Source organism: Sporichthya brevicatena, assembly GCF_039525035.1.
GTDB lineage: Bacteria > Actinomycetota > Actinomycetes > Sporichthyales > Sporichthyaceae > Sporichthya > Sporichthya brevicatena.
On record NZ_BAAAHE010000044.1, the window covers coordinates 59097 to 83209 of the forward strand.

Genomic DNA, 24113 nt, shown 5'->3' on the forward strand with positions numbered 1-24113 from the left:
CGCAGAGCTCAGTCGAGGGCGTCGAGGACGGACTTGCGGACGGCCTCGGCGCGGGCCTCGTCGAGGGCGCGGCCGGTCACCGGGTCGACGACGTAGAAGACGTCGACGGCCTCGGCACCCCAGGTGCTCACCTTCGCGGACCGGATGTCGACCTCGGCCGCGGACAGCGCGCGGCCGACGCGGTGGAGCAGACCGGGCCGGTCGTGGGCCCGGACCTCGAGCACGGTCGCGGTGTCGGAGGCGTCCGCCACGACGTGCACGCTCGGCGGCGGGACGGCGATGCCCGGCTTCTGCACCTGGGCCTGCTCCCGGCGGGCGAGCCGCGCGCTGACGTCGAGCGAGCCGTCGAGGGCGCGGACGATGTCGCCGCGCAGGACGGCGGCGTCCGGCGGCGCGCCGAAGTCGGGCTGCACGGTCCAGACGGTCACCGCGGCGGAGTCGATGGTCTCCGTCACGGCCGACCGGACCCCGAGGCGGTGCACGCCGAAGACCCCGGCCACGGTGGCGAGCAGACCGAGCCGGTCCGGCGAGACCACGGTGACGATCGTCCCGGAGTCCCCGGACTCCGCTCCCCCGATGTGGACGTCGATCGCGCCGTCGCGGGCGAGCGCGCGCTGGTCGTCGGTCAGGGGCGAGGAGATCGGCACCGGCGTGCCGGACAGCGCCGCGCGGGCCCGCTCGACGAGGGTGTCGATCAGGTTGACGCGCCACGGCGTCCACGCGGCCTCGCCGGTCGCGAGCGCGTCGGCCTCGGTGAGCGCGTGCAACAGGTCGAGGTTCTCCACGGTCCCGACAGCGTTCGCGACCGCCTCGATCGTCTTCGGGTCGTCGAGGTCGCGCCGGGTGGCGACGTCCGGCAGCAGCAGGTGGTGCGTCACGAGCATGGCGAGCACCTCGACGTCCGCCTCGGAGAACCCGAGGCGGGGCGCCAGGTCGCGGACGATGGTCGCGCCGACGACGCTGTGGTCGCCGGGCCAGCCCTTGCCGATGTCGTGGAGCAGGCAGCCCACCAGCAGCAGGTCGGGTCGCGCGACCCGGCGGGTCAGCGCCGCGGCGTTGGCGGCGGCCTCGACCAGGTGCCGGTCGACGGTGAACCGGTGCACGGCGTTGCGCTGCGGGCGGCAGCTGACGCGCGCCCAGTCCGGGATCAACGTCGTCATCACGCCGGCGAGGTCGAGCGCCTCCCACACGGCGACCGCAGGGCGGCCGGCGCCGAGCAGGCGCACCAGTTCCTCCCGGGCCGCGTCCGGCCACGGCTCGGGTAGGCGCTTCGCCGACGCGGCCAGTCGGTCGACGGTGCCGGGCGAGAGCGGGATGCCCGCCTGCGCCGCCGCGGCGGCGGCGCGGAGCACCAGGATCGGGTCGCGCGCGGGATCGGCGTCCCGGGCGAGGACCGCCTCCCCCTCGGACTGGACGACACCGTCCGCGAGCGGCGTACGCGGCGCGGGTTTGCCCGCGGTGCCGCGGATCCGGAAGCGCCGGGTCCGCGTCTCCAGCACCTGGTCGACCCGGCGCCAGGTGATGTCCGAGGCGTAGGCGATCGTGCGCCCGACCTCGGCGAGCGACCGCATCAGGGCGATCGCGTCGAGCAGGCCGAGCGCGCTCGCGACGTTCTCCTGCTCCTGCAGCACCAGTCGGTCGGTGCTCCGGCCGGTGACCGTGTGCAGGGCGTCGCGGACGTCGAGCAGCCGGTCGTGGGCGGGGCCGATGCGGGAGTGCGGCACGTCCGCCACCCACGAGGCCTGCACCGCGCGGAGCGTGACCAGGTCGCGCAGACCCCCGCGGCTCTCCTTCAGGTCGGGCTCGAGGAGGAACGCCAGTTCCCCGTTGCTCCGGTCGCGCTCCTGCGCGGACTCCCGCAGTTCGGGCAGGCGCTTGGTCGCGGCCGAGCGCCAGTCGGCGAGGACGGTGCTGCGCAGCTGCTCGGTCAGCCCGACGTCCCCGGCGACGTGCCGCATGTCGAGCATCCCGAGCAGCGCCTTGAGGTCCTCCCCCGCCACCGCGCGCGCCTCGGCGACCGTGCGGACGGAGTGGTCGAGCTTCACGCCGGCGTCCCAGATCGGGTACCAGACGGCGTCGGCGACCTCCGCCAGGCCGCGCTTGCGGGCGTGCAGGAGCAGGACGTCCAGATCGCTGCCCGCGACCATCTCGCGCCGGCCGTAGCCGCCGATGGCGACAAGGGCGAGCCCGCTGTCGTCACCGCCGGAGGCGGCCCGGAGCAGCTCGATGAGCCAGCCGTCGGCGGCGTCGGAGAGCGCCGCCCGGCGGTCCGGCCCGAAGGGCATGTTCCGGGCCAGCAGCGCGGCCCGCTCCTGCGCGTACGTCACGTGCGGTCGACCGGGGACACCACGCGGATCAGAGCGCCTCGGCGTCGCGCTCGCCGGTGCGGACGCGGACGACGGACTCGACCGGGGTGACCCAGACCTTGCCGTCGCCGATCTTGCCGGTCTGCGCGGCGGAGATGATCGCGCCGATGACCGCCTCGGTGTCCGCGGCGTCGACCAGCACCTCGAGGCGCACCTTGGGCACGAGGTCCACGACGTACTCGGCGCCGCGGTAGACCTCGGTGTGACCGCGCTGGCGGCCGTAGCCGCTGGCCTCGGTCACGGTCATGCCGTGCACCCCCAACTGCTCCAGCGCCGTGCGGACGTCGTCGAGCTTGAACGGCTTGATCACCGCGGTCACGAGCTTCATGTCGCCTCCTGGTGGGTGGGGGTGTGACGCCTGCTCAGTCTGTTCCGTCGCCCGGTCAGGCGCCGTCGGCGCTGGACGACCCGGCCATGCGGCCGGTCGAGGAGACCGTCGCGCCGAGTTCGTACGCGGTCTCGGCGTGCATCGCCTGATCGAGGCCACTCAGCTCGGCCTCGGGGTCGGCCCGGAAGCCCATCGTCTTGTGGATCACCCAGCCAATGATGAAGGTGACCGCGAACGCGTACAGCGTCGCCGCGCCCGCACCGACCAACTGCTTGCCCAACTGGTCGAGGCCGCCGCCGTAGAACAGGCCGTCGATCCCGTCGTTCGGGTCGTCCGCGGTGAGGATGCCGGTCGCCTGCGCACTGGCGAACAGGCCGATGCCGATCATGCCGACCACGCCACCGACGAAGTGGACGCCGACCACGTCGAGCGAGTCGTCGTAGCCCATCTTGTACTTCCACGCGATCGCGATCGCACAGATCGCGCCGGCCAGGAAGCCGATCGCCGCCGCACCGATCGGGGTGACCGCCGCACAGGACGGGGTGATCGCGACCAGACCGGAGACGGCGCCGGACGCCGCACCGAAAGAGGTGAAGCTCTTGTCGCGGATGCGCTCGACGACCATCCAGCCGCAGATCGCGACGGCGCCGGCGATCATCGTGTTGCACAGGACGAGCGCGGCCTGCGCGTTGGCCGACAGCGCCGACCCCGCGTTGAAGCCGAACCAGCCGAACCAGAGCAGACCGGCGCCGAGCATCACCATCGTGAGGTTGTGCGGGCGCATGGGGTCGCGCTTCCACCCCATCCGGGCGCCGATGACCAGGGCGAGCGCCAGGCCGGACGCCCCGGAGTTGATCTCGACGACCGTGCCCCCGGCGAAGTCCAGGACGCCGAAGTCGACCATCCAGCCCGGGCCGTCGGTGTCCGAGCCGAAGAAGAAGATCCAGTGCGCCATCGGGGCGTAGACGAACGTCGCCCAGGCGACGATGAACACGCACCAGGCGCTGAACCGGGCCCGGTCGACGATCGAGCCGCACACCAGGCCGCACGTGATGAGCGCGAAGGTGAGCTGGAAGGTCGCGAACAGCAGCGTCGGGACGGTGCCGGAGACCTCGTCCATCGCGTCGGTCATGCCGACGTAGGAGAAGTTCCCGATGATGCCGCCGTTGTCGCCGCCGAAGATCAGGCTGTAGCCCCAGCCGAACCAGACCACCGTGAGCACGGCGATGGTCGCGACGATCATCATCATCGTGTTCATGACGTTCTTCGCCCGGACCATGCCGCCGTAGAAGGTGGCGAGCCCGAACGTCATCACCACCACCATCGCGGTGCTGGCGAGCAGCCAGGCGGTGTCCGCCCCGTTGATCTCCGTCATCGTCGACCCTTCGCGTCCGCGGTCCTGCGCCGACCGTGGGGACACGGTCGGCGCGACGGTTTCGGGACGCGGTTTCGACCGCGTGACACGAGTGTTTCCGGATCATCACCAATGTTGCGTCCGTGTTACGTCTGTGTTGCGCACCTCTCTCGCCGATGCCGGTCAGGACGTGCGAAAGGGGCCCGATCCGCCGAGCGGATCGGGCCCCTTCCATGCCGTGCCGATGCCCTTAGAGGGCGTCGGTGTCGCGTTCGCCGGTGCGGACCCGGACCACGGTGTCGACGGAGGTCACCCAGACCTTGCCGTCACCGATCTTCCCGGTCTGCGCCGACTTGAGGACGACCTCCACGACGTCGGCGATGTCCGCGTCGTCGACCAGCACCTCCAGCCGCACCTTCGGCACCAGGTCCACGGTGTACTCCGCGCCCCGGTAGACCTCGGTGTGACCGCGCTGGCGGCCATACCCGCTGGCCTCGCTGACCGTCATGCCCTGCACCCCGAACTTCTCCAGGGCGCCGCGCACGTCGTCGAGCTTGAACGGCTTGATGACCGCAGTCAGGAGCTTCATGCGTCCACCCTCGGGGTCGTGCCGGGAGCCATGCCCCCGACCGTGTGGGTGAGGCCGGCGCCACCACCGGTCGGACGGGCCAGCGGCGACCCGACCGCACCGAGCTCGTACGCGGTCTCACCGTGCTCGTTGACGTCGATGCCCTCGACCTCGGCGTCCTCGTCGATCCGGAAGCCGATCGTCTTGTGGAGGATCAGACCCAGGATGAGCGTGACCACGAACGAGTAGCCCATGACCGCGAACGCACCCACGGCCTGCTTGCCGAGCTGCTCGCCGCCGCCACCGAAGAGCAGACCGTCGACCCCGGCCGGGGCGTCGGCGGTGGCGAAGACACCGATGAGCAGGGTGCCGGCGAGGCCACCGACCATGTGGACGGCGACGACGTCGAGCGAGTCGTCGAACCCGAACTTGAACTTCAGCGACAGGGCCGCGCAGCAGATCGCGCCGGTGATGGCACCGATGCCGATCGCACCCATCGGGTTGACGGTGTTGCAGGAGGGCGTGATGGCGACCAGACCGGCCACCATGCCCGAGGCGCCACCGAGGAGGGTGAAGTGCCCGTCCCGGATGCGCTCGACGATCAGCCAGCCGATGACCGCAGCCGCGGTGGCGACCTGGGTGTTGAGGAAGGTGACGCCGGCGGTGTTGTCCGCCGCCGCGGCCGAACCGGCGTTGAAGCCGAACCAGCCGAACCACAGCAGGGCCGCACCGAGCATCACGAACGGCACGTTGTGGGGGCGCATGGGGTCCTTGCGCCAGCCGCGACGCTTGCCGAGAACGAGGCAGAGCGCGAGAGCCGCCGCACCGGAGTTGATGTGCACCGCCGTGCCACCGGCGAAGTCGAGGACACCCATGTCCACGATCCAGCCCGGGTCGACCAGGTTGCCGTCGCCGTTGCGGTCGTCACCGAAGTGGAAGACCCAGTGGGCGACAGGGAAGTAGACGATGCTCGCCCAGAGCACGACGAAGACGCACCAGGTGCTGAACTTCGCGCGGTCGGCGATGGCGCCCGAGATGAGCGCGACCGTGATGATCGCGAACATCAGCTGGAAGGCCACGAACACCGTCTCGGGCAGCGCTGCCCCGGTGTCCGCGATCGTGTCGTCGAGACCGGCGGCGTCCAGGCCACCGATGAGGCCCCCGCCCTCGTCCTTCGTGAGCGCGATGCTGTAGCCGTAGAGCACCCAGAGGATGCTCACGATGCCCAGCGCGGCCACCGACATCATCATCATGTTGAGGACGCTCTTCATACGGACCATGCCGCCGTAGAAGAACGCGAGTCCCGGAGTCATGAGCAGCACGAGCGCGCAGCTCATCAACATCCAGGCGGTGTTGCCCGAGTCAAGGGCTGATTCCGGCATCTGGGTGGTGCCTCCCTTCCTGTACCGCGGCGGGACCGCCACGGTCCGCGTCCTGGACGGAAGGGTTCCGAGAGCGCGTTTCGCCCGGGGGCAGCACGTGTTTCCCTCAGATCACCGATGGCGCACCGGTGTTACGTCTCGGTGAACTCGATCTACCCGATCGGGCGGATTCGGACGTCGGGCGCAAGACGCCGTCAACTCCCCCGACAGCGACCAAGATCAACGAACGAGAGCCCCCGCCGGTTCCCGGCGGGGGCTTCGCGGACGGGTCGGGTCAGTCGGCGAGCAGCGCGTCGACGAACGCGGCGGGGTCGAACGGCGCCAGGTCGTCGGGCCCCTCACCGAGGCCGACGAGCTTGACCGGCACGCCGAGCTCGCGCTGGACGGCCACGACGATGCCGCCCTTGGCGGTCCCGTCGAGCTTGCTCAGCACGATGCCCGTGACGTCCACGACCTCGGCGAAGACGCGGGCCTGCATGAGCCCGTTCTGGCCGGTCGTGGCGTCGAGGACGAGCAGGACCTCGTGCACCGGGCTCTGCTTCTCGATGACGCGCTTGACCTTGCCGAGCTCGTCCATGAGGCCGGTCTTCGTGTGCAGGCGGCCGGCCGTGTCGATGAGGACGGCGTCGACGTCGTCACCGGCGGCCTGCTTGACCGCGTCGAACGCCACACTCGCGGGGTCCCCGCCCTCGGGGCCGCGAACCGTGCGGGCGCCGACGCGCTCGCCCCAGGTCTGCAGCTGGTCGGCCGCCGCGGCGCGGAAGGTGTCCGCCGCGCCGAGCAGCACGGAGCGGCCGTCGGCGACGAGCACACGCGCGAGCTTGCCGGTGGTCGTGGTCTTGCCGGTGCCGTTCACGCCCACGACGAGCGTGACCGAGGGCCGCTCGTCGGGCTGGCGGACCGCGTGCAGGCTGCGGTCGGTGTCGGCGCCGATGAGGTTGATCAGCTCGGTCCGGAGCAGGTTCCGGACCTCCTCGGGCGTGCGGGAGCCCTTCACCCGGACCTCGGTGCGCAGGCGCTCGACGAGCTCCTGCGTCGGCCCGACGCCGAGGTCGGCGCCGAGGAGGGTCTCCTCGATCTCCTCCCACGTCTCCTCGTCGAGGGTGTCGCGGGACAGCAGCGTGAGCAGGCCCTTGCCCAGGCCGGACTGCGACCGGGCCAGCCGCGCGCGCAGGCGCGTCAGGCGGCCGGCGGTCGGCTCCGGGACCTCCAGCTCCGGCGCCTCGATCGGCTCCTCGACGGGAGCCTCGGCGGGCTGCTCGGGAGCCGCCACCGGTGGGGCCTGCGAGGTCGGTTCCGGCGCCTCGACGGTGTCCGGCGGCGCGGGGGTCGCGATCGTGCCGGGCGGCGGCACCTCGGGCTTGCGCGGCGGGGCCTGGCGCTTGAGCGCCGGGACCACCAGACCGGCGATGGCCGCACAGACGAGCAGCACGACCACGGTCGTGACGATCAGGACTTCCACTTCACACCCCGGCATCGGCGGACGACGGCACTGGCGGCACCGCTCCGCGTAGTTTCTCCTGTCCGGCCGCTGTGCGGTGGAGCGGGTCTAACCCGCGGACCACTCCGCGACCACGGAGCGCAACCCCGCCACCGAGTCGAACACGTGCCCGGTCATGCCGATCCGCTCCGCGCCCGCGACGAGCTCGGGACGTCGGCTGACGTACGCGCACTCCGGGACGGGCACGGCGAGGATCCCGGCGGCGATCTCGTACATCGCGGCGTCCGGCAGCGCGACCCCCGTCCGCGCGGAGTTCACGATCGTGTCGAAGGACTCGTCGAGCCCGAGCGCGACGAGTTCGCGCTCCAGCCGGTCGGTGGCGTTGACGACGAGCGCGACCGGGCGACCGGCCGCCCGGATCTCCTCGACCACCGCGAGGACCTCACGGTCGACCCGGCCCATCGGCTCGCTCCAGTCGAGCACCGCCTGCACGGCCGCGTCGGAGGCGAGGCCCTCCGCGATCAGCGCACCGGCGACCGAGAACCGCCACTGGTCGTCGGAGATCTCCCCGAGCAGCGCCGGGCCGTACCGGTCGAGGTCGTAGGCGAGCTCGCTCAGCCGCGCCGGCGGTTCGTGCTCCCGGACCCGGAGCACGCCGTCGAGGTCGAACAGGTACGCCGCGGTGGGCTCCCCCGGCATCAGGCGGGCTGCTCCTCGCGCAGCCGCTGACTGATCACCGTCGTCACGCCGTCGCCCCGCATGGAGACGCCGTACAGCGCGTCGGCGACCTCCATCGTCCGCTTCTGGTGGGTGATGACGATCAGCTGACTGTTGTCGCGCAGCTCCTCCATGATCTGGATGAGTCGCCCGAGGTTGGTGTCGTCGAGCGCGGCCTCGACCTCGTCGAGCACGTAGAACGGGCTCGGGCGGGCCTTGAAGATCGACACCAGCAGCGCCACGGCGACCAGCGACCGCTCACCGCCGGAGAGCAGCGAGAGGCGCTTGACCTTCTTGCCGGGCGGCCGGGCCTCGACCTCGACGCCGGTCGTGAGCATGTCGTCGGGGTCGGTGAGCAGCAGCCGGCCCTCCCCGCCCGGGAACAGGCGGGAGAAGACGCCCTCGAACTCGCGGGCGACGTCCGCGTAGGCCTCGGCGAAGACCTGCTGGACGCGGTCGTCGACCTCCTTGATCACCGTGAGGAGGTCGCGGCGGCTGTTCTTGAGGTCCTCGAGCTGCTCGGAGAGGAACTGGTGGCGCTCCTCGAGCGCGGCGAACTCCTCCAGCGCGAGCGGATTGACCTTGCCGAGCAGCGCCAGCGCACGCTCGGCGGCGCGCAGCCGCTTCTCCTGCTCCTCGCGGACGTACGGGATCGTCTGCAGCGGGGTGTTCTCGTCCATCGGCGGGAGCTGACCGTCGGGGCCCGGCTCCGGGAACACCGGGACGGACTGGTCCGGCCCGTACTCGGCCACGAGGATGTCGGGCGCGACGCCCAGCTCCTCCAGCGCGCGGTTCTCCAGCGCCTCGATGCGCATGCGGTGCTCGGCCCGGGCGACCTCGTCGCGGTGCACGGAGTCGGTCAGGCGCTCCAGCTCGGTCGCGAGCTCGCGGATCGACCCGCGCTGCGCGGCGAGTGCGGTCTCGGCGGCGGTGCGACGGCGGTCCGCGGCGTCCCGCTCGGCGCCGGCCGCGGCCAGCGAGGTCTCCAGCATCGCCAGGCTGTGCTCGGCGGCGATCATGACGGCGCGGGCGACGCGGGCCCCGCGCTCCCGCTCGATGCGCCGGCGCTCCGCGCGTTCCCGCGCCGCACGGGCCTGCTGGGCCGCGCGGGTCAGCGAGTCGGCCCGGCCGGACAGGGCGCGCTGACGCTCCTCGCCGGTCCGGAGCGCCAGGCGGGCATCCATCTCGGCCTGGCGGGCCGCGGTACAGGCCTCGGCGAGCCGCTCGCGCTCGGTCGGGTCGTCGTCGTCCTCCTCGGGCTCCCGCTCGGCCTCGGCCAGGCGGGCCTCGAGCTCGGCGAGACCGGCCAGGTCGGCGTCGCGGGACTCCTCGGCCTTGCGGATCGAGGTGGCGAGGCGCTCGGCCTCGGCCTCGGCACTGCGCACGGCGGCGCCGAGCTGCCCGAGCTGCTCGGCCACGGCCGCCATGCTCGCGTCGGACTCGTGCAGGCGGGCCAGCGCGGCCTGCTCGGCCGCGGCGGCGGACTGCTTCGCCTCCCGCGCGGCCGCCAGGTCGGCGCCGAGCTGCGTGGCGGTGCGGTCCAGTTCCTCGATCTGCTGCGCCAGCCCGTCGACGGCGGCCTGGATCTCCAGCAGGCTCGGCGCGCTCGCGGAGCCACCGCGGGCGCGGTCGGCCCCGAGGGTGTCACCGGAACGCGTGACGGCGCGCAGGCGCGGGTGGGCCGCGACCAGGGCGCGGGCGTCGTCGAGGGTCTCGACGGCCACGCAGGTCCCGACCATCCCGGCCAGGGCGCCCGCGAGGGCCTCGGGGGCGCGGATCACGTCGAGGACGAAGCGCGCACCCGCCGGCAGGGCGGGCCGCTCGAGCGAGGCGACCGGCGCTCCCCCGACGACGAAGTCGGCCTGGCCGCCGTCGGCCTCCTTCAGGTACTGCAGCGCCGCGACCGCGGCGTCGACCGACTCGACGGCGACGGCGTCGGCGACGCCCGCCAGCGCGGCGGCGACGGCGGTCTCGTACCCGGTCTCGACCGTCAGCAGGGCGGCCACCGAGCCGAGGACGCCGGGCAGGGCGTCCGCGCCGAGGACGACTGCGGCACCGTCGCGGCGGGCCAGGCCCAGTTCCAGGGTCTCCTTGCGGGCGACCAGGCCGGTCCGCTCCCGCTCGACCTCGCGCTCGCGCGCCTGGAGCGCGGTGACCTGCTCCTCGGCGGCGGCCAGCGCGGCCGCGGCCGCCTCGTAAGCCTCGTCGAGCCCGACCTCGCCCTCGTCGAGCCCGGCCGCGGCCTGCTCCAGCGCGGTCAGCTCACCGCGGGCCGTCTCGGCGCGCACCCGGGCGCCCTCGAGCGCCTCGGCGAGCCGGCCCAGCTCGGCCTCCGCGGCGCTCGCGCGGCTGCGGATCGCGTTGACCTTGCCCTGCAGGCGGGCCAGGCCCTCGCGGCGGTCGGCGGCGGCGCGCACGACGGCGGCGAGCCGCTTCTCCTCGGTGGCGAGCGCCTGCTCGTGCTCCTGCCGGGTCGCCACGGCCTGCGCGAGGGTCTGCCGCGCGGCCTCGACGTGGTCCCGGAGCTCGGCCTCCTGCGCCCGGACCTGCGCGGCCTCGCGCTCGAGGTCCTCGGGGTCGCGGCCGCCGCGGGCCTCCTCGGGTTCGGCGGCGAGGTGCCGGGCCCGCTCGGCGGCGAGGCCGGCGGTGCCGCGCAGCCGCTCGCGGAGCGCGGAGAGGCGGTACCAGGTCTCCTGGGCGCGGGTGAACGCCGGCGCGGCCTCGGCGAGCGCCGCCTCCAGCCGGGTCTCCTCGGCGCGGCCGGTGGTCAGAGCCTCCTCGACCTCGGCCTGGCGCGCGCGCAGCGCGGTCTCGTCCGCGACCTCGGCCTCCAGCGAGCTGCGGAGCGTGATCAGGTCGTCGGCGAGCAGCCGCAGCCGGGCGTCACGCAGGTCGGCCTGGACGACCGCGGCCCGGCGCGCGACCTCGGCCTGCTTGCCCAGCGGCTTGAGCTGGCGGCGCAGCTCGGTGATCAGGTCGGAGACGCGGGTCAAGTTGGACTGCATCGCCTCCAGCTTCCGCAGCGCCTTCTCCTTGCGCTTGCGGTGCTTGAGGACGCCCGCGGCCTCCTCGATGAAGCCGCGGCGGGCCTCGGCGTCGGCGCTGAGGACGGCGTCGAGCTGACCCTGCCCGACGATGACGTGCATCTCGCGGCCGATGCCGGAGTCGGAGAGCAGTTCCTGGATGTCGAGGAGCCGGCAGGAGTCGCCGTTGATGGCGTACTCGGAACCGCCGTTGCGGAACAGCGTCCGCGAGATCGTCACCTCGGTGTAGTCGATGGGCAGGGCGCCGTCGCTGTTGTCGATCGTCAGCGCGACCTCGGCGCGGCCGAGCGGCGGACGCCCCGCCGTCCCGGCGAAGATGACGTCCTCCATCTTGCCGCCGCGCAGCGACTTCGCGCCCTGCTCCCCCATGACCCAGGACAGCGCGTCGACGACGTTCGACTTGCCCGATCCGTTCGGCCCGACGACGCACGTGATGCCCGGCTCGAGTCGGAGCGTCGTGGCCGACGCAAAGGACTTGAAGCCTTTGATCGTCAGGGTCTTCAGGTACAACGCTCGTCCCCCAGGGCTACGGATTCCCCGCGACGATAGCGCCGATCTCCCCCCGTTTCGCACGCCGCGCGCCCCCGGTACTGATGGGGCGAATGAGGTCTGAGACCCCCGCCTGGGGACACCCGGTGGACAGCCTGTGGAGCGCCACGGAACCCACGCGCATCCCCTGTAGACAACCCCCGGCGTCGCCCGGCCGGCCCTGTGGACAGGCGCCAGAACGCGGTCGCGAGGCCCGGAAAATTTTGCCGACCACGCCCCGCCCCGCGCCCCGTGCACTGGAGATGACATCTCTAGTGCACATGCACTGGAGATGACATCTCCACTGAGCGCAGGCGGCGACGCCCGCGGGCCGGCGGCGTCCGCGACGGCCGCCGCCCCGCGCGCGGAGCGCGACGCGGCCGGAGGCCGCCGTTAAACAATGAGCGACGGGGTGCTCGCGCCCGCCTGCGAGCACCCCGTCGCGCTTTGGGGGTGGTCAGGCCCGCCGACCGACCACCCGAGGCGACCCCCGTCCGGAGACGGGTGCCGCGTGAGGGGTTCGCGGTGGTGTTCTGTTCCCCGCGCGCCCGCCAGCGCGATTGGGGGCAGAACCAGAACCGAGGTCCTCCACCGTGAGCAGTCGATGCCGTGGTGGCCATCAACTCCCCTCTGCTGCTCTCAACGAGTGACCGCCGAATAGGTCACGCGAGATTTCGGAGCGGAGTCGAAGTCGTCCGAATTTGTTGTGCCGGACAAAAAAACAGGCCCCGGCACAGGGCCGGGGCCAAAAAGATGGGGACGCCTCGCGGCGTCCCCGACGTGAAACGAAGGAGCTCAGGTGAGAGCCGGCTCCTGCAGCGAGACGGTGAGCAGCTCGTCCCGGTTCAGTTCCGCCGCAAGGGCGTCGTTCTCGGCACGCACGCGCAGCAGCTCTGCCTCGAGTTCGTCGATGCGTCGCTGCATCCGTCGCATCTCGTTAAGCATGCGCGGGTCCGGACCGCCAACGTGTCCGAAGAGCGCTTTTGCCATCGTGGGGTCCTCCACGCTGAGAAACCAGCTAGTAACCGACAGAGACATCCGCCGACATCTGAGCACCATGGTGTAGGGCCAGCAGGCGGGATGTCTCTAGGGTCGCACCAGAGAGTCTTGAGGTCAAGCCATCGGTGCCGGTCGACCCGAGCGGCGCGTCACTGCAGGTCAGAAGACCTGAGCCTCCGGGACTGAAGTCCCGTGCATCGCGCCGGGGGACGGCTTGATGCGGTGATCATGGCCGAGCCGCGCAGGGGGCGCAAGAGGAAAACGACGTCTGGGGCGTAACAACCACGTTTCCCCCACCGAATGGTTGGGGAGCCCGCTCACCAGTGCGCCCGGCGGGGCCGGGGCTGGCACCGGGGACAGGAGAACGAGGAGCGGTTCATGAACGCATCACGCCGGATCGCGGAGCCGCACCGGCCGCACTCGCGCCCCTCCCGGCCGTAGACGTCGAGCGAGCGGTCGAAGTACCCGCTCTCGCCGTTGACGTTCACATAGAGGCTGTCGAAGGAGGTCCCGCCGGCGGCGAGCGCGGCGGTCATCACCGCGGTGGCCGCGGCCAGGACGCGGTCGATCTCGGTCGCGCGGAGCGTCTCGGTCGGCCGCGCGTAGTGCAGCTGAGCCCGCCAGAGCGCCTCGTCGGCGTAGATATTCCCGATGCCGCTGACCAGCGTCTGGTCCAGCAGGGCCCGCTTGAGCCCGGTGCGCTTGGCGCGCATCGCCGTGCGCACGGCAGCGGCGTCGAACTCCGGCTCCAGCGGGTCGAGCGCGATGTGGGCGACGGAGGCCGGCACCGTCCGGTCCCCCCGCCCGAGCACGAGCGGCTCCACGGACAGGCCGCCGAACGTGCGCTGGTCGACGAAGCGCAGGTCCGGGCCGTGGTCGGCGAACGCGAGGCGCACCCGGAGGTGCTTCTCCGGCGGGGCCGTCGGCGGCTGCACGCGCAGCTGGCCGCTCATGCCGAGGTGGACGAGCAGCGCCTCGCCGGAGTCCAGCGGCAGCCAGAGGAACTTGCCGCGACGTTCGGCGCCGGTGACGGTGACGCTGGTCAGGCGCGCGGCGAGGTCCGCTCCCCCGGCGGCGTGACGGCGCACGGCGCGCGGGTGCAGCACCTCGACGGCCACGATCGTGCGGCCGACGGCGAAGTTCGCGGTGCCGCGGCGGACGACCTCGACCTCGGGAAGTTCGGGCACGCGGGCAGGGGGGGGTCGCGGCGGGTCAGGCGGAGGCGGCGGACTGGTCGCCGGCGAGCTGCTCGGCGTAGGCCTCGCTCAGGTAGGTCCAGGCGGCCTCGGCGGCCTGCTGCTCGGCCTCCTTCTTGCTGCGGCCGGACCCGGTGCCGTAGTCGGCCCCGCCGACGCGGGCGGTGGCCTCGAAGGTCTTCTCGTGGTCCGGGCCGCTCTCGGTGACGACGTACTCGGGGACGCCAAGTCCGATGGTGGCGGTCAGCTCCTGGAGGCTGGTCTTCCAGTCCAGGCCCGCGCCGAGGTGCGAGGAGGTCTCGATGAGCGGGTCGAACAGCCGGCGGACCAGCACGGACGCCTCGTCGAGGCCGCGGTCCAGGTAGACGGCGCCGATCAGCGCCTCGAGCGTGTCGGCGAGGATCGAGGACTTGTCGCGCCCCCCGGTCCCCTCCTCGCCCCGGCCCAGGCGGAGGAACTCCCCGAGCTGGAGGCTGCGGCCGACGTCCGCGAGGGCACGCATGTTGACCACCGCCGCGCGCAGCTTCGCGAGCTGGCCCTCGGGCAGGTCCGGGTGGCGGTGGTACAGCGCGTCGGTGACGACGAGACCGAGCACGGAGTCCCCGAGGAACTCCAGCCGCTCGTTCGTGGGCAGCCCACCGTTCTCGTAGGCGTACGAGCGGTGCGTGAGCGCCCGCGTGAGGAGGTCCTCCGAGAGCGGGACCCCGAGTCGCTCCGGCAGCGCCTGCGCGGACGCACCGGGGTCCGGAGCCGTCGGGGCTGCGCTCATCGCTCGGGGGCTCCTGAGGGTGTCAGTCGGCGAACCGGACCTGGCGGCGGTTGTAGGTGCCGCACGCGTGGCACGCGGTGTGCGGGAGCTTCGGCTCGCGGCAACGCTCGCAGGAGACCAGCGTCGGAGCCGTGGCCTTCCAGTTCGCGCGCCGGCTGCGCGTGTTGCTGCGCGACATCTTGCGCTTGGGAACCGCCACTGTCCTGCTCCTGTCCAGTCCTGCTTACCGGGCCGTGCTCTTTCGGTCCTGCGTGTTCGGTACTGCGTGTTTCGGGTGCTGCGTGCCGGTCCTCAGTCGTCCGGCTGCTCGTCCGTGCTGACGAGCCCTTCCAGCGCGGCCCACCGGGGGTCGACCTCGCTGTGGTCGTGGTCGGGATCGTCCCGCAGCACGGCGCCGCACTGGGCGCACAAGCCGGGGCAGTCCTCCTCGCACAACGGCTGGAGCGGCAGCGTGAGCACCACCGCGTCCCGTACCACCGGCTCCAGGTCGATCAGATCGTCCTGCAGCCAGAGGGTCTCGTCATCGCCGTCGTTGCCGGGTGCCACGAACAGCTCCGCGAAGTCCACCTCCACCTCGTCGGTGAGGGGGTCCAGGCAGCGCACGCATTCACCCGCCAGCGGCGCCCGTGCCGTTCCCGACACGAGCACGCCCTCGACCACCGCTTCGAGCTTCAGGTTCAGCTCGACGTCGGCACCCTCGGGCACGCCGATGACCTCTAGACCGAGATCCGCCGGTGCCGGAACAGTTCGGACGACCTTGAGCATCGACCCCGGCCGCCGGGCGAGCCGGTGGGCGTCGAGCACGAACGGATCGTGCGGGTCGAGGCGCTGATTCTTCAGCTCAGTCTTCTGATTCTCTTCGGGCATGGCGCATCGTGGTCGTCAAGACCGTCCGGAAGGTTACCCGAGCGCAGGGTGTGACCCCAAACCGCCACCGGCACGGACGGGCCGACTGCCTCTCGGTCAGCGCTCGGGGAGCGTCTCGGTCAGGGGGTCCGGGTCGGCGAACGGGTCGTCTTCGAGGGCGCGCAGGTGATCGCCAAGCTCCTCCATGTGGTGCTTGCCGGCCAGGCGGTCCCGGCCGCGGCGCACCGCCGTCAGCGTGCGATCCAGCGACGTGGTGAGCTCGGTGAGGTGCGCGACCGGGTCGGCGGTGGCGTCCTCGGGGGCCCGCCGGGCCAGCTCCAGCGTCTTCTCCAGGATCACCTCGAAATGGGCGAGGCGGGAGTCGACGTACTCGTCGGCCTCGGTGATCCGGGCCGTGGCGTCGGCCTCGGCCTCGGCGCGGACCTGCGCGGCCCAGGCGACGGCCTCGGAACCCTCGGGGGTCATCTCCAGCCGACGGTCACGCTCGACGGCGGCCTCGGCCAGCACAGCGACGGCCTGCTCCTGCGCCTCGGCGATCACCGCGTCGGCGTCCGCGAGAACGCTCTCGGCCTCGGAGAGCTGCCGCGGCAGGGCACCCTCGATCTCGGCGATCCGGGCGAGCACGTCCGCCCGGTTGACCAGGCACGACGCCGACAGCGGCATGGCGCGCGCGTCCGACACCAGCGTCTTGAGCTCGGCGAGCTTGGCGTGCACGTCGATCGGTTTGCCCCGCGAGGCCATGGCGCTCCGGTCCCCTAGCGACCCTGCTCGGCCCGGCGCTCGGCCAGACGCTGCAGGAGCGGGTCGACAACCACGTCGGGGACGAACCCGGTGATGTCGGCGCCGTTGTTCGCGACCTCCTTGACCAGCGAGGAGGACAGGAAGCTGAACGACGGGTTGGTCGCCACCAGGAGCGTCTCGACGTCGGTGAGCGAGTGGTTCATCTGCGCCATCTGGATCTCGTAGTCGAAGTCGCCGACCACGCGCAGACCCTTCACGATCGCCGGGATGTTGTGGTTCTTGCAGTAGTCGACGAGCAGGCCGTCGAAACTGTCGATCCGGACGTTCGGGTAGTCCTTGAGCGCCAGACGCAGCAGCTCCATGCGCTCCTCGAGCGTGAAGAGGCCCTGCTTGTTGCGGTTGACGAGGACGCCGACGACGACCTCGTCAGCGAGCTTCGCGGCTCGCTTGATGACGTCGAGGTGGCCGTTGGTCACCGGGTCGAAGGACCCCGGGCAGATGCAGCTGCGCACGGCCTCAGTCTGCCCCTCTTTGGCCTCACCGCCGAATCGGGGTCGCCCGGCCGTACCAGAGAGTGGCCTCGCCGTACTTCCGATCGCGGTCCGCCGCGAGGCCCGCGGGCCACTCCCAGGCGGGGTCGCGGGTCGCCCGTTCGACCACCACGACGGCGTCCTCGGCGACCCAGCCGCGCTCGATCGCGCCCGCCAGCAGGGCGGCCAGCTCCGGGCCCGGCAGCACGTAGGGCGGGTCCGCGAACACGACGTCGAACGGCTCCGGGGCCGGCTCGGCGAGCACCGCGGCGACGGACCGGCCGAGGACGGTCGCCCCGGGCAGCCGCAGCGCCGCGACGTTCTCCCGCAGCACCCGCAGAGCACCGGGGTCGGACTCGACGAGCACCGCGGCGGCCGCGCCCCGCGAGAGCGCTTCGAGGCCGACCGCCCCGCTGCCGGCGTACAGGTCGAGAACCCGACACCCCGTCAGACCCCCCGTGCGGGCCTCCAGCGCGGAGAACAGCGCCTCCCGGGCCCGGTCGGAGGTCGGCCGGGTTCCGCGACCGGGTGGGACCGCCAGGCGTCGCCCGCCGGCGGTGCCACCGACGATCCGCGTCACGCCTTCTCCAGGTACCGGGCGCGCTCGTCGTCGAGGAAGTCCGCCAGCGCGGCTGCGAGGGCGGGATGGCGGGTGAGCTCCGGGTCCTCCTCGACGACCGCGGTCGCCGCGAGACGGGCGTCGGCGATGACGTCGGCGTCCTTCACCACGCGCAGCATCCGCAGGCTGGAGCGCTTGCCGGACTGGGACGTGCCGAGGACGTCACCCTCGCGACGGGCCTCGAGGTCGAGCTGCGAGAGCTCGAAGCCGTCGTTGGTCGAGGCGACCGCGGCCAGGCGCTCCCGGGCGGGACTGCCCTCCGGCGCGAACGTGACGAGCAGGCACAGACCGGGTGCGCTCCCCCGGCCGACGCGACCGCGGAGCTGGTGCAGCTGGGAGACCCCGAAGCGGTCGGCGTCGAGGATCGCCATCACCGTCGCGTTCGGGACGTCGACGCCGACCTCGATGACCGTGGTCGCCACAAGGACGTCGAGGTCGCCCTTGGCGAAGGCCGACATCACCGCGTCCTTCTCGTCCGGCGGCATCCGGCCGTGCAGCTGCGCGACCTTCAGCCCGGCCAGCGGCCCCTCCGCGAGCAGCGGGGTGACCAGCGCGACCGCCGCGGACGGGCGGCGGTCCCCGTTCCCCTCGGGGGGCGGCGGTGGCAGGTCGTCGAAGTCCAGGTCCGCGGCGTCGTCCGGCTCCGCTCCGGGGTCGCGGGTCCGGGGCGCGAGCAGGCCGAGGTCGGCGGCCTCCCCGGGGTCGTCGCCGCCGATCCGGGGGCAGACGACGTACGCCTGGTGGCCGTTCGCGACCTCCTCGCGAATCCGCTCCCACGTCCGCTTGAGGTACTTCTCGTTGTCGGCCGGCACCAGGTGCGTCGTGATCGGCGAACGGCCGGCCGGGAGCTCGGAGAGCGTGGAGACGTCGAGGTCCCCGAACACCGTCATCGCCACCGTGCGCGGGATGGGGGTCGCGGTCATGACGAGCACGTGCGGCGGCGTCGCGCCCTTCGCGCGCAGGGCGTCGCGCTGCTCCACACCGAAGCGGTGCTGCTCGTCGACGACGACCAGGCCGAGGTCGAAGAAGTCGACCTTGTCCTCGAGCAGGGCGTGGGTGCCGACGACGATGCCCGCGGTGCCGGAGGCGGCGTCGAGCAGAGCCCGCTTGCGGGCTGCCGCCGGCAGGGAGCCGGTGAGCAGGGCGACCTGCGTCCCGTGGTCGGCCCCGCCGAGTTGGCCGGCCTCGGCGAGCGGACCGAGCATCGCGGTGAGCGAGCGGTAGTGCTGCTGGGCGAGGACCTCGGTCGGGGCGAGCAGCGCCGCCTGGCCGCCGGCGTCGACGACCGCGAGCATGGCGCGCAGCGCGACCAGCGTCTTGCCGGAACCGACCTCGCCCTGGAGCAGCCGGTGCATCGGGTGCTCGCGGGCGAGGTCCATGAAGATCTCGTTCCCGATCTCGCGCTGCCCGTCGGTCAGGGTGAACGGCAGTGCGGCGTCGAACTCGGCGAGCAGCCCGTCCTTGCGGGCGACCCGGCGCACCGCCGGCAGCGCCCTCGCGGCGGCCCGGCGCTGCGCGAGCGCGACCTGCAGGACGAACGCCTCGTCCCACGTGAGCCGGGTGCGGGCGATCTGCACCTGCTCGTAGCTGCGCGGCCGGTGGATCAGGCGCAGGGCCTCCCCCAGCGGCAGCAGGCGGTTCAGCTCCCGGACCCGCTCGGGCAACGGGTCGGGCACCGGGCCGGGCAGGTCGTCGAGCGCCTTGAGCGCCGCGTGGACGACCTTCACGATCTGCCAACTCGGCACCGCGCCCGTCGCCGGGTACATCGGGATCAGCTCGTCGGTGAACGCCGACGCCGCGTCCTCGTCGTCCGGGTCCGCGTCGAGCAGGACGTAGGCGGGCTGGGTGAGCTGCCGCTTGCGCTGGAACGTGCTGACCGTCCCGGAGAACAGCCCACGCATCCCGGGCAGCAGCTTGTCGCCGGTGGTCCAGGATCCCTTGCCGAAGAACGTCAGCTTGAGGTCGTCCCGGCCGTCGGTGACCGTGACCTCGCGGATGACCCCGGGCCGGTTCTTCATCCGCCGCGTCGACGCGGCCTTCACCTCGGCCTGGACCGTGACGTTCGCGCCCTCGTCCAGGTCGCGCAGCCGCGTCAGCTCACCCCGCTTCTCGTACCGGCGGGGGTAGTGCCGCAGCAGGTCCCCGACGGTGTGGAGGTCGAGGTGCTTGGCCAGCTTCTTCGCGGTGCCGTCGGCCACCACCCGGTGCAGGGACTCCGAGAGCGGGGAGTGAGCGTTCAGCGCCACGCCTCAAACCGTAGTGCGACCCTCCGACGACGCTCCGGCGACGCCCGCCGGCACGCGCGGACGGGCCGATTGGCGTCCGCCGTGGGCGCTCGACTACCCTGTCTCCTCGGCCCGGGTCTCCGGGTCCGACTTCGATCGTCCGCACCAGCTGTCAGGAGCATGACCGTGGCTGCCAACTGTGACGTCTGCGGCAAGGGCCCGGGCTTCGGGAACAGCATCTCCCACTCGCACCGCCGCACCTCGCGCCGCTGGAACCCGAACATCCAGCCGGTCCGCGCCATGATCGGCAACACCCGCAAGCGGATCAACGCCTGCACGTCCTGCATCAAGGCCGGCAAGGTCGTCCGCTAACCGCGACCCGTACTTCCCGAGACCGCCCGGCGCTCCCGCCGGGCGGTTTTCGTTCGTCCGGCCCCGCGCCCAATTCACCCGAGTGCGCAGATCAGCCCCGCCCGGCGCGGCCGAACCGGGGCTCACCTGCACACCCGGCGCAGCCGAGCCCGCCCGGGGCCCGACCGCACTAGAGATGTCATCTCCACCCGACTGCACTAGAGATGTCATCTCCACCCGACTGCACTAGCGATGTCATCTCCACCGGGCTGCACTAAAGATGTCATCTTCAGTGCGGAGCTCAGGGGCGGAGGGGCCAGGCGTGGTCGACGGGGCCGATGCCGGCGCCGAGGGCGAAGCCGCGGGCGAGGGCCTCGGTGACGTAGGTCTTCGCGGCGCCGACGGCGGCGACGGGGTCCTGGCCGGAGGCGAGGCCGGCGGCGATGGCGCTGGCGAGGGTGCAGCCGGTCCCGTGGGTGTGGCGGTTGTCCAGGCGCGGGGCGCGGAAGCGGTGCTCGGTGTGGCCGTCGTAGAGCAGGTCGACGGCGTCGCCGGGCAGGTGACCACCCTTCACGAGCACCCAGGCCGGGCCGAGGGCGTGGACGGCCTCGGCGGCGGGACGCAGGTCCGCCTCCTCGGCGTACTTCTGGCCCGTCAGGGCGGCCGCCTCGTCCAGGTTGGGCGTGAGGACGGTGGCGAGCGGAATCAGCCGGGTCCGGACCGTCTCGACGGCCTCGGGGGCGAGCAGGGCGTCGCCGTGCTTCGAGACCGCGACGGGGTCGACGACGATCGGCACGCCCGCCTCGGCCAGCGGCCGCAGCAGGCCGGCGACGGTCTCGACAAGGGCGGGCGAGGAGAGCATCCCCGTCTTCACCGCATCGACGCCGATGTCGTCGACGACCGCACGGAACTGCGCGACGACGGCCTCGCTCGGGAGGTCCCACACGCCCTGGACGCCGACGGAGTTCTGCGCGGTGATGGCGGTCAGAACGCTCATGCCGTGCGTCCCGAGGGCGAGCATCGTCTTCAGGTCCGCCTGGATCCCGGCGCCGCCGCCGGAGTCCGAGCCGGCGATGGTGAGGACGCGCGGCGGTGCGGTGCGTGCGCTCACCGGAAGTGGTCCCAACCCGCGACACCGGTCGGCACGGAGCCGTCGACGGTGACACCGCTCCCGGCGTGGACGCGCCCGACGCGCACCCACCCGTCCGGCAACTCGACGTCAGGCGCGAAGCATCCGGCCAAGGCGTGGTCCTCTCCCCCGGTCAGCATCCACTGGGTCGCGGACGCGCCGAGTTCGGCAGCGGCGGCCCGCAGCTCCTCCGAGGGTACGAAGGCGCTCGAGTCGAGGTCGACGGCGACGCCGCTGCGCTCGGCGACGTGGCCGAGGTCGGCGAGCAGTCCGTCGCTGACGTCGATCAAGGCGTGCACGCCGAGACGCGCCGCGGCCGGCCCGGCGGCGTAGGGCGGGGTCGGCGTGCGGTGGGCCTGCACGAGACTCTGATGGCCCCTCACACCGGCGGAGAGCACCGCGAGGCCGGCCGCCGAGGCGCCGAGCGTCCCGCACACCGCGACGACGTCGCCGGGCCGCGCCCCGTCGCGGGTGACGGCCGGCACTCCCCCGAGGTCGCCGAGGGCCGTGATTGCCACCAGCAACTGCTCGGCGCGCACGACGTCGCCGCCGACGACCGAGGCACCGACCGGCGCGCACTCCGCCGCGAGCCCCGCCGCGAACTCCTCGGCCCACGCGGCGGGCAGGTCGGCGGGTGCCGCGAACCCGACGAGCAACGCCGTCGGCGTCGCTCCCATCGCGGCGACGTCGGCGAGGTTGGCCGCGGCCGCCTTGCGGCCGACGTCGTGCGGTGTCGACCAGTCCCGCCGGAAGTGACGGTCGGCCACGAGCAGGTCGGTGGTCGCAACGACGCGACCGTCGGGTGCCGCGACGACGGCGGCGTCGTCGCCGGGACCGAGGAGCACCCCGGGCCCCTGGGGCAGGCGTGCGGTGAGGGCGGCGATGAGTCCGAACTCCCCGAGGTCGCCGACCGACGGCGTGCCCAAGCCTGGTCCTTCCGATAAGTTCGCCATCACGGCACAGCCCCCGCCATCCCGCACGGAGGTCGACCATGATTCACGCCTACATCCTCATCCAGACCGAGGTGGGCAAGGCCGCCGTGGTGGCGCAACAGATCTCCGGCATTCCTGGGGTCACCTCGTCCGAGGACGTCACCGGACCCTACGACGTGATCGTCCGCGCCGAGGCGACGTCGGTCGACGAGCTCGGCAAGCTGGTCGTCGCCAAGGTGCAGTCGGTCGCCGGCATCACCCGCACGCTGACGTGCCCCGTCGTCAATCTCTGACGCGGCCGGCGCCGTCCCGAACTCGCTCCGCAGGCACTGCGGCGCTGCTGACCGCTGCGCTCGCGCTGACGACCGCGTGCGGCGAGGACGGGCTCAGCGCCGTCGACGTGTCCGTTCCCGTCTCCAGCGGTGACGTCGGCGCGATCTGCTCCCGTCTGCAGCAGGCGCTGCCGTCGACGGTCGACAACGGCGAGCGCCGGAACACCAGCCCGAAGACCGACCGCACCGCGGCGTGGGGTGAGCCGCCGGTCGTCCTGCGGTGCGGCGTCGAGCGCCCGAAGGCCCTGACCTCGACGTCGTTGCTCAACACCGTCAACGGCATCGACTGGCTCGCGGAGACCCGCGACGACGCGAATGTGTTCACCTCCGTCGGCCGCGCGGCCTACATCGAGGTCGTCGTGCCCGCGTCCCTGCAGCCGCCGGTCGGTCCGCTCGCCGACCTCGCCCAAGCGTTGCAGTTCGTCCCCGCCCGACCCGAGTTCTTCCCGACCCCGACGGCGGACCCGACCGGGCCGACGAAGAAGCCGACGAAGAAGCCGAAGCCGACCCCGCAGCCGACGCCGGCGCGCTAGCGCAGGCCGGAGCGCCGCTGGAGCGCGGTGGAGAGCAGCCGGTCGATCAGCGTCGGGTAGTCGACGCCGGTCGCCGCCCACATCCGGGGGAACATCGAGACCGGGGTGAACCCGGGCATCGTGTTGACCTCGTTGACGAGGACCGACCCGTCGGGGCAGACGAAGAAGTCGACGCGCGCGAGGCTCTCGCACGAGAGCGCCTCGAAGGCCTTGACCGACAGGGCGCGCACCTTCGCGGCGACCTCCTCGTCGAGGTCGGCCGGCACGGTGAGCTCGGTGGAGTCGTCGAGGTACTTGGCCTCGAAGTCGTAGAACTCGCGGTCACCGAGCACGCGGATCTCGGCGGTGACGCTGGCCTCGGGCGCGCCCTGCACACCCTCGGGACCGACCACGCCCTCGAGGACACCGCACTCGATCTCACGGCCGATCACGGTGGCCTCGACGATGACCTTCGGGTCCCATTCCTGCGCGGCCGCCATCGCCGCGTCGAGGTCCTCCGGACGCTTCACCTTGGTGATGCCGACGCTGGACCCGGCGCGGGCCGGCTTCACGAACACCGGCCACCCCAGGGCGGCGATCTCGTCGCGGACGGCGGCGTTCTCCGTCTTCCACCGCCGCGCGGTGACGACGACGTAGTCGCACACCGGCAGACCGGCGCCGGCCAGCGCGACCTTCATGTGTGCCTTGTCCATGCTGACGGCGCTGGAGAGCACGCCCGAGCCGACGTAGGGCAGGTCGGCCATCTCGAGCAGGCCCTGGATGGTGCCGTCCTCGCCGTACGGGCCGTGGAGGACCGGGAACACGACGTCGATCTCGCCGAGCGCACCCGAGGGCTGGCTCTCGTCGAAGACGGTCAGAGCCCGCGCGGTCGGGTCACCCGGCAGGACGACGGCCGGCCGGGTGGCGTCCACCTGCGGCAGCTTGCCGTCGCGGATGACCAACTGGTCGGGGTCGTCCACGGCGAGCACCCACCCGCCCTCGGTCGAGATGCCGATCGGCACGACCTCGTAGGCGGTGCGGTCGATGGCGCGCAGCACGCTGCCCGCTGACACGCACGACACGGCGTGCTCGGAGGACCGGCCACCGAAGATCACAGCGACCCGGGTCTTGGTGTTCGCGCTCATCGATCATGACGGTACAGCGGAAAGCGGGGCCGGACGGG

General features: G+C 72.6%; 23 protein-coding genes. 3 read left to right on the top strand and 20 right to left on the bottom strand.

The genetic code is table 11. The features are described from left to right. Positions 1 to 8: 8 nt before the first annotated feature. The 17 genes from ABD401_RS20240 to recG all read right to left on the bottom strand — a co-directional run bounded on the left by ABD401_RS20240 (position 9) and on the right by recG (position 19695). On the bottom strand, positions 9 to 2285 hold the full coding sequence (locus ABD401_RS20240) for a [protein-PII] uridylyltransferase (protein ID WP_425566213.1): 2277 nt from the start codon (positions 2283 to 2285) through the stop codon (positions 9 to 11). A 70-nt stretch (positions 2286 to 2355) separates the two neighbouring features. Then, complete coding sequence (locus ABD401_RS20245) at positions 2356 to 2694, bottom strand: P-II family nitrogen regulator (protein ID WP_019876425.1); 339 nt, start codon at positions 2692 to 2694, stop codon at positions 2356 to 2358. A 55-nt stretch (positions 2695 to 2749) separates the two neighbouring features. Beyond that, on the bottom strand, positions 2750 to 4069 hold the full coding sequence (locus ABD401_RS20250) for an ammonium transporter (protein ID WP_344608121.1): 1320 nt from the start codon (positions 4067 to 4069) through the stop codon (positions 2750 to 2752). Positions 4070 to 4298: 229 nt separating this feature from the next. Then, positions 4299 to 4637 (bottom strand): P-II family nitrogen regulator, encoded by a 339-nt coding sequence (locus tag ABD401_RS20255; protein WP_344608123.1) that lies wholly within the window; start codon positions 4635 to 4637, stop codon positions 4299 to 4301. After that, positions 4634 to 5998 (bottom strand): ammonium transporter, encoded by a 1365-nt coding sequence (locus ABD401_RS20260; RefSeq protein ID WP_344608125.1) that lies wholly within the window; start codon positions 5996 to 5998, stop codon positions 4634 to 4636. Before ABD401_RS20260 ends, ABD401_RS20255 begins: the two co-directional genes overlap by 4 nt. A gap of 274 nt (positions 5999 to 6272) precedes the next feature. Then, entirely contained in the window at positions 6273 to 7460 is a 1188-nt protein-coding gene (gene ftsY, locus ABD401_RS20265; RefSeq protein WP_344608127.1) for a signal recognition particle-docking protein FtsY, read from the bottom strand. Between the two features lie 87 nt (positions 7461 to 7547). Then, positions 7548 to 8138 (bottom strand): HAD family hydrolase, encoded by a 591-nt coding sequence (locus ABD401_RS20270; protein ID WP_344608129.1) that lies wholly within the window; start codon positions 8136 to 8138, stop codon positions 7548 to 7550. After that, positions 8138 to 11710, bottom strand: coding sequence for a chromosome segregation protein SMC (smc, locus tag ABD401_RS20275; RefSeq protein WP_344608131.1), 3573 nt, complete (start codon positions 11708 to 11710; stop codon positions 8138 to 8140). The genes ABD401_RS20270 and smc overlap by 1 nt, the downstream gene beginning before the upstream one ends. 813 nt (positions 11711 to 12523) lie before the next feature. Continuing rightward, positions 12524 to 12718: a hypothetical protein gene (locus ABD401_RS20280; protein WP_344608431.1), complete on the bottom strand. Its 195-nt coding sequence runs from the start codon at positions 12716 to 12718 to the stop codon at positions 12524 to 12526. 326 nt (positions 12719 to 13044) lie between these two features. Continuing rightward, positions 13045 to 13914 carry a bifunctional DNA-formamidopyrimidine glycosylase/DNA-(apurinic or apyrimidinic site) lyase gene (gene mutM, locus ABD401_RS20285; protein ID WP_344608133.1) on the bottom strand — a complete coding sequence of 290 codons (870 nt, stop codon included), beginning with the start codon at positions 13912 to 13914 and terminating at the stop codon, positions 13045 to 13047. A gap of 25 nt (positions 13915 to 13939) precedes the next feature. Further along, positions 13940 to 14692 (bottom strand): ribonuclease III, encoded by a 753-nt coding sequence (rnc, locus tag ABD401_RS20290; protein ID WP_344608136.1) that lies wholly within the window; start codon positions 14690 to 14692, stop codon positions 13940 to 13942. A gap of 22 nt (positions 14693 to 14714) precedes the next feature. Next, positions 14715 to 14891 (bottom strand): 50S ribosomal protein L32, encoded by a 177-nt coding sequence (rpmF, locus tag ABD401_RS20295; RefSeq protein WP_019876413.1) that lies wholly within the window; start codon positions 14889 to 14891, stop codon positions 14715 to 14717. 92 nt (positions 14892 to 14983) lie between these two features. Then, positions 14984 to 15559 carry a YceD family protein gene (locus ABD401_RS20300; RefSeq protein WP_344608139.1) on the bottom strand — a complete coding sequence of 192 codons (576 nt, stop codon included), beginning with the start codon at positions 15557 to 15559 and terminating at the stop codon, positions 14984 to 14986. Between the two features lie 96 nt (positions 15560 to 15655). Further along, a complete protein-coding gene (locus tag ABD401_RS20305; protein WP_344608141.1) occupies positions 15656 to 16300 on the bottom strand; it encodes a hypothetical protein in 645 nt (214 codons plus the stop codon). Between the two features lie 14 nt (positions 16301 to 16314). Continuing rightward, the gene (gene coaD, locus ABD401_RS20310) at positions 16315 to 16812 is read right to left on the bottom strand and encodes a pantetheine-phosphate adenylyltransferase (protein ID WP_344608143.1); all 498 of its coding nucleotides are present in this window, start codon (positions 16810 to 16812) and stop codon (positions 16315 to 16317) included. Positions 16813 to 16837: 25 nt separating this feature from the next. Further along, positions 16838 to 17410: a 16S rRNA (guanine(966)-N(2))-methyltransferase RsmD gene (gene rsmD / locus ABD401_RS20315; RefSeq protein WP_344608145.1), complete on the bottom strand. Its 573-nt coding sequence runs from the start codon at positions 17408 to 17410 to the stop codon at positions 16838 to 16840. Beyond that, on the bottom strand, positions 17407 to 19695 hold the full coding sequence (gene recG, locus ABD401_RS20320) for an ATP-dependent DNA helicase RecG (protein ID WP_344608147.1): 2289 nt from the start codon (positions 19693 to 19695) through the stop codon (positions 17407 to 17409). Before recG ends, rsmD begins: the two co-directional genes overlap by 4 nt. Before the next feature lie 165 nt (positions 19696 to 19860). Between recG and rpmB the strand changes: the two genes are divergently transcribed. Next, complete coding sequence (gene rpmB / locus ABD401_RS20325) at positions 19861 to 20046, top strand: 50S ribosomal protein L28 (RefSeq protein ID WP_028984888.1); 186 nt, start codon at positions 19861 to 19863, stop codon at positions 20044 to 20046. A 280-nt stretch (positions 20047 to 20326) separates the two neighbouring features. Here rpmB and thiD read toward each other — a convergent pair whose 3' ends face one another. Next, positions 20327 to 21136, bottom strand: a complete 810-nt coding sequence (gene thiD, locus ABD401_RS20330; protein WP_344608148.1) for a bifunctional hydroxymethylpyrimidine kinase/phosphomethylpyrimidine kinase — start codon at positions 21134 to 21136, stop codon at positions 20327 to 20329. Further along, positions 21133 to 22107: a thiamine-phosphate kinase gene (locus tag ABD401_RS20335; RefSeq protein ID WP_344608150.1), complete on the bottom strand. Its 975-nt coding sequence runs from the start codon at positions 22105 to 22107 to the stop codon at positions 21133 to 21135. Before ABD401_RS20335 ends, thiD begins: the two co-directional genes overlap by 4 nt. A gap of 38 nt (positions 22108 to 22145) precedes the next feature. Between ABD401_RS20335 and ABD401_RS20340 the strand changes: the two genes are divergently transcribed. Both ABD401_RS20340 and ABD401_RS20345 read left to right on the top strand, forming a co-directional pair. Then, a complete protein-coding gene (locus tag ABD401_RS20340) occupies positions 22146 to 22379 on the top strand; it encodes an Lrp/AsnC family transcriptional regulator (protein WP_344608152.1) in 234 nt (77 codons plus the stop codon). Then, a complete protein-coding gene (locus ABD401_RS20345; RefSeq protein WP_344608154.1) occupies positions 22358 to 22951 on the top strand; it encodes a DUF3515 domain-containing protein in 594 nt (197 codons plus the stop codon). Before ABD401_RS20340 ends, ABD401_RS20345 begins: the two co-directional genes overlap by 22 nt. On the opposite strand, the gene ABD401_RS20350 is transcribed toward ABD401_RS20345, so the two are convergent. Next, the gene (locus ABD401_RS20350; protein ID WP_344608156.1) at positions 22948 to 24075 is read right to left on the bottom strand and encodes a D-alanine--D-alanine ligase family protein; all 1128 of its coding nucleotides are present in this window, start codon (positions 24073 to 24075) and stop codon (positions 22948 to 22950) included. The two genes, ABD401_RS20345 and ABD401_RS20350, sit on opposite strands and share 4 nt — an antisense overlap. Between the last annotated feature and the right edge of the window lie 38 nt (positions 24076 to 24113).

Coding starts and splice junctions, on each gene's coding strand:
- ABD401_RS20240 (WP_425566213.1), bottom strand. CDS start 2,285: ATGCCCTTCGGGCCGGACCGCCGGGCGGCGCTCTCCGACGCCGCCGAC.
- ABD401_RS20245 (WP_019876425.1), bottom strand. CDS start 2,694: ATGAAGCTCGTGACCGCGGTGATCAAGCCGTTCAAGCTCGACGACGTC.
- ABD401_RS20250 (WP_344608121.1), bottom strand. CDS start 4,069: ATGACGGAGATCAACGGGGCGGACACCGCCTGGCTGCTCGCCAGCACC.
- ABD401_RS20255 (WP_344608123.1), bottom strand. CDS start 4,637: ATGAAGCTCCTGACTGCGGTCATCAAGCCGTTCAAGCTCGACGACGTG.
- ABD401_RS20260 (WP_344608125.1), bottom strand. CDS start 5,998: ATGCCGGAATCAGCCCTTGACTCGGGCAACACCGCCTGGATGTTGATG.
- ABD401_RS20270 (WP_344608129.1), bottom strand. CDS start 8,138: ATGCCGGGGGAGCCCACCGCGGCGTACCTGTTCGACCTCGACGGCGTG.
- ABD401_RS20280 (WP_344608431.1), bottom strand. CDS start 12,718: ATGGCAAAAGCGCTCTTCGGACACGTTGGCGGTCCGGACCCGCGCATG.
- rnc (WP_344608136.1), bottom strand. CDS start 14,692: ATGAGCGCAGCCCCGACGGCTCCGGACCCCGGTGCGTCCGCGCAGGCG.
- ABD401_RS20300 (WP_344608139.1), bottom strand. CDS start 15,559: ATGCCCGAAGAGAATCAGAAGACTGAGCTGAAGAATCAGCGCCTCGAC.
- ABD401_RS20305 (WP_344608141.1), bottom strand. CDS start 16,300: ATGGCCTCGCGGGGCAAACCGATCGACGTGCACGCCAAGCTCGCCGAG.
- ABD401_RS20335 (WP_344608150.1), bottom strand. CDS start 22,107: ATGGCGAACTTATCGGAAGGACCAGGCTTGGGCACGCCGTCGGTCGGC.
- ABD401_RS20340 (WP_344608152.1), top strand. CDS start 22,146: ATGATTCACGCCTACATCCTCATCCAGACCGAGGTGGGCAAGGCCGCC.
- ABD401_RS20350 (WP_344608156.1), bottom strand. CDS start 24,075: ATGAGCGCGAACACCAAGACCCGGGTCGCTGTGATCTTCGGTGGCCGG.